Annotated in this window: 3 protein-coding genes and 1 tRNA gene; 3 read left to right on the top strand and 1 reads right to left on the bottom strand. The window is 39.1% G+C overall.

All coding sequences use genetic code 11. From position 1 onward, the window contains the following. The first annotated feature begins 191 nt into the window (after positions 1-191). The 3 genes from J536_RS23395 to J536_RS23385 all read left to right on the top strand — a co-directional run bounded on the left by J536_RS23395 (position 192) and on the right by J536_RS23385 (position 2,830). Positions 192-1,613: an amino acid permease gene (locus tag J536_RS23395; protein ID WP_032064143.1), complete on the top strand. Its 1,422-nt coding sequence runs from the start codon at positions 192-194 to the stop codon at positions 1,611-1,613. Positions 1,614-1,733: 120 nt separating this feature from the next. Next, positions 1,734-2,633: a hypothetical protein gene (locus tag J536_RS23390; RefSeq protein WP_080779836.1), complete on the top strand. Its 900-nt coding sequence runs from the start codon at positions 1,734-1,736 to the stop codon at positions 2,631-2,633. A gap of 121 nt (positions 2,634-2,754) precedes the next feature. After that, a tRNA-Glu gene (locus J536_RS23385) sits at positions 2,755-2,830 on the top strand. 91 nt (positions 2,831-2,921) lie between these two features. Here the strand turns inward: J536_RS23385 and J536_RS23380 are convergent. Beyond that, positions 2,922-3,715: hypothetical protein (locus J536_RS23380; protein ID WP_032064141.1), on the bottom strand; the 794-nt coding region annotated here is incomplete at its 5' end.

Raw genomic sequence — 3,715 nt, 5'->3', positions numbered from 1 at the left:
AGAGGCCTAGGACATCGCCCTTTCACGGCGGTAACCGGGGTTCGAATCCCCGTAGGGACGCCATATTCTGCTTTAAAAATTATAAAAAGACTCTATCGTCACCTTACTGTTTATTCTTTATCTCTTTCTAGATTGCACATTTGTCTATTTTATCTAAAATAGCGTCTTTCTTAATTCTCTCAATGTGTAATATGCAGCCATCTGACAATCAACTAGATGCTCATCAGCATCAGAACAGTACTGCACCTTTAAAAAGAGCCATGAGCACTCGCCATCTTGTGATGTTATCACTGGGCGGAGCGATCGGAACTGGTCTATTTTTAGGTTCAGGGGAAGTCATTTCACAAACTGGAGCTATTGGCGCAATTATTGCCTATATTCTTGGTGGCGCGATCGCTTACATGGTCATGCTCTGCCTAGGAGAACTCGCTGTACACATGCCTGTTTCAGGTTCTTTTGGTGCCTATGCCAAAAAATATATCAGTCCAAGTACTGGCTATATGATTTCTTGGATGTACTGGCTCACCTGGACTGCAACGCTTGGAACCGAATTCACTGCCGCAGCCCTACTCATGCAAGAATGGTTTCCACAGATTTCTATGTGGATTTGGACAATTATTTTTGCAGTTACTATCTTTGGCTTAAATATTAGTTCAACGCGTATTTTTGCTGAATCTGAGTTTTGGCTGGCTCTTGTTAAAGTCGTTACTGTCATTGTTTTTATTGTGCTCGGCCTATTAGCAATTTTTGGTTTAATTCCATTCCATGGTGCCCAAACTGCTCCACTATTTAGCAATCTTACGGCTCAAGGCTGGTTCCCTCATGGTTTAATTCCTATTTTTACGACCATGTTAATTGTTAACTTTGCATTCTCAGGAACCGAATTAATTGGTGTAGCAGCTGGCGAAACAAAAGATCCAGCTCAAAATGTACCAAAAGCGATTAATGCCGCGATCTGGCGCCTCCTTATTTTCTTTGTGGGTACCATCATTGTTATTAGCGCTTTACTTCCTTTCCAACTTGCAGGTTTAGGCGGTGACGGTGTAAGTAGCAGTCCTTTTGTGACGGTATTTAATTATATTGGTATTCCATATGCGGATGACATTATTAGGTTTGTAATCATCACAGCTCTACTTTCAGCAGCAAATTCTGGCTTATATGCAGCTTCACGTATGATGTGGTCTCTGTCAGAACAAAAATTACTGCCTAGTGTGTTTGCGACTTTATCAAAAAGTGGAACACCAATCGTTGCTCTAGTTGTAACCATGTTCGGTGCAATTCCAGGTTTGCTATCAGAGCAATTTGCACCTGAGACTATTTTTAAGAATCTGCTTGGTGTTGCAGCTTTTACCATGGTGATTGTATGGATGAGCATTTGTTTAAGCCAGTTCAATTTCCGCCGCCAATGGTATAAATCAGGTCATACAGTTAAAGACTTACAATATGCTGCGCCTTTATTCCCTATTGTGCCAATTTTAGGTTTTGTTTTCTGTTTCATTACTTGCTTGAGTATGGCAGCAGACCCTGAAATGCGCGCTGGTTTTGTAGGCTGTCTTATTTTTACAGCTTTATGTTATGTCAGTTATTTTATTTTTTATCGCAATAAAGACTAAACCCGTCGTTATTCAATTAAAGTGTAGCAAAAAGCTACACTTTTTTTTGCCTATATACTGGTTTTAAATAACATACCGTTGTAGATTAAAATTTATATTAAAAACAAAATCTTGTATAGAATGAAAATTATATTTATCCACGGGATGAATCAACAAAACTACACAGCACATCGCTTGAAAGAGCATTGGTTAAAAGTGTTTAAGCTCGGCCTAAAACAAATGCCTTGCAGAGTTAATATCCGCGATCTTCATATCCACATGCCTTTTTATGGCGACTTAATGACCAAATACCAATTAAGTAACCAATTAGACCTTAACACGTTATTACCTAAATCATTTTTTAATAATTATTTCCCTATTAACGTACACCCAAGTAATCCTCCGACTAGAGAGCACACTCCATTTGTTCCGTTGTTACGTCCCTCAACCGATCAAACTGATAAAAGCTTCTCAGAACGGCTTTATCTGACTTCTCAATTAGTTAAAGATCGTGTACTGAAAGAACTAGTTGTTTTATTAAATAACTTTCCTAAACTGCATGAAAGTTTGATTCAACAATTCCTCATCGAAACCTATATGTATCTATCTAACCCAGAGTTTATGGAGGAAGTACATCAAAGAATTTTAAAGAAAATGCGAGAAGACGAAGATTATATTGTGGTCGGACACTCTCTTGGTTCAGTTATCGCTTTCCAATTATTATCAGATCCATCTTATCAATTCTCAGTTAAGCGTTTTATCACCCTAGCTTCCCCTTTATCTTTTCGCGTGATTCAAAGTAAGCTCCCGAGTCCAATTTCTAGACCGCCATGTATTTACGGTGATTGGTTTAATTTTTACTCTCAGGATGATTTTTTGACTGCATTTCCATTGTGTGAAGCCCCATTTAATTTTGAACCTGCCATTATTAATCAGAAAATTTATACTTTCGCCAACCAGCCGCATGAGATTTTAGGATATTTACAACATCCGTCGGTTATAAAGGCAATTATTGAACCTTTTCAGAAAAATGAGGGCTAAATGTATATATTTTCTACAATTTGAGTTATTTTTAATCGCTTGACTGTTTTTTTTAATATTTCTTCAGAAAACTATTTGACACTTTTATTAAATCGACCTAATATACGCCCACCTCTGAAACGTCCCTATCGTCTAGAGGCCTAGGACATCGCCCTTTCACGGCGGTAACCGGGGTTCGAATCCCCGTAGGGACGCCAAATTCTAAAAAGCCACTGCATAACGTCAGTGGCTTTTTTCTTGCCTAAAAAAATGAAAAGCTAATCAATGATTAGCTTTTCATATGCTCTCTCAACCCGCAATTCCCACTTGTACTTCAAGGCGACCTGACTGCACTCGTAGTCCTCTAATTTCAAACTGATCTACGAGCTGCTGCACAAGCTCACGACTTTCTCTCAAAATATTCAAGCCCGGTAAAATACTAAAATCAGTCAAACTTAAAAGCTTTTCAACCATCCATGAACGGTTGTTAATAAAGTCAATAAATCCTGCTTGCTCTAGGTCAATAAACCACATGCGATGCCCATCGCGTTGGATTCCGGGAATATCGCCAATCAAGTGATTAATGAGTGATGGAATAGGCAACATATTTACGACTTCGAAACCAACTCGACCAATACGGCGCACAGCCCAATTTGACAAGGTGCCGCCATGTCGAATCTGAACATCAAGACTTTCATCCATTTGTCGCAAACGTAAGAATTTTTCCTGCCCAATACGACATTCCAATACTTTAAAATCTAAACTCAAACGATACATGAAGCGATGATAATGCCCATCGATCTCGACTTGGAAACTGTCATTGCCGCATTTAATTTTAATATCATCAATTTCGGAGCGATCAATGCGCTTACGAATTTGATTATTTAATAACATTTCGGGTAAGTACAACGTTAAGGTACTTTTGCCCAAAAAAGTTCGCGCCATAATCAACGCGACTTGGCGTGCTGTTTCACTGGTTTCAGACACCATATCTCTTACAGTACCTGCTGCCAGATTTGTCATTCCGACAACTCCACGTCGTGTATGAGTAGTTACTTGATCGAGTGCGTCCAAAGCAGCATCAGCAACCTCTGCAATATTAC

Origin of the sequence: Acinetobacter sp. 809848 (genome assembly GCF_000581275.1) — a bacterium.
GTDB classification, from domain to species: Bacteria; Pseudomonadota; Gammaproteobacteria; order Pseudomonadales; family Moraxellaceae; genus Acinetobacter; species Acinetobacter pittii.
This window is presented reverse-complemented; position numbering and strand designations above follow the sequence as displayed.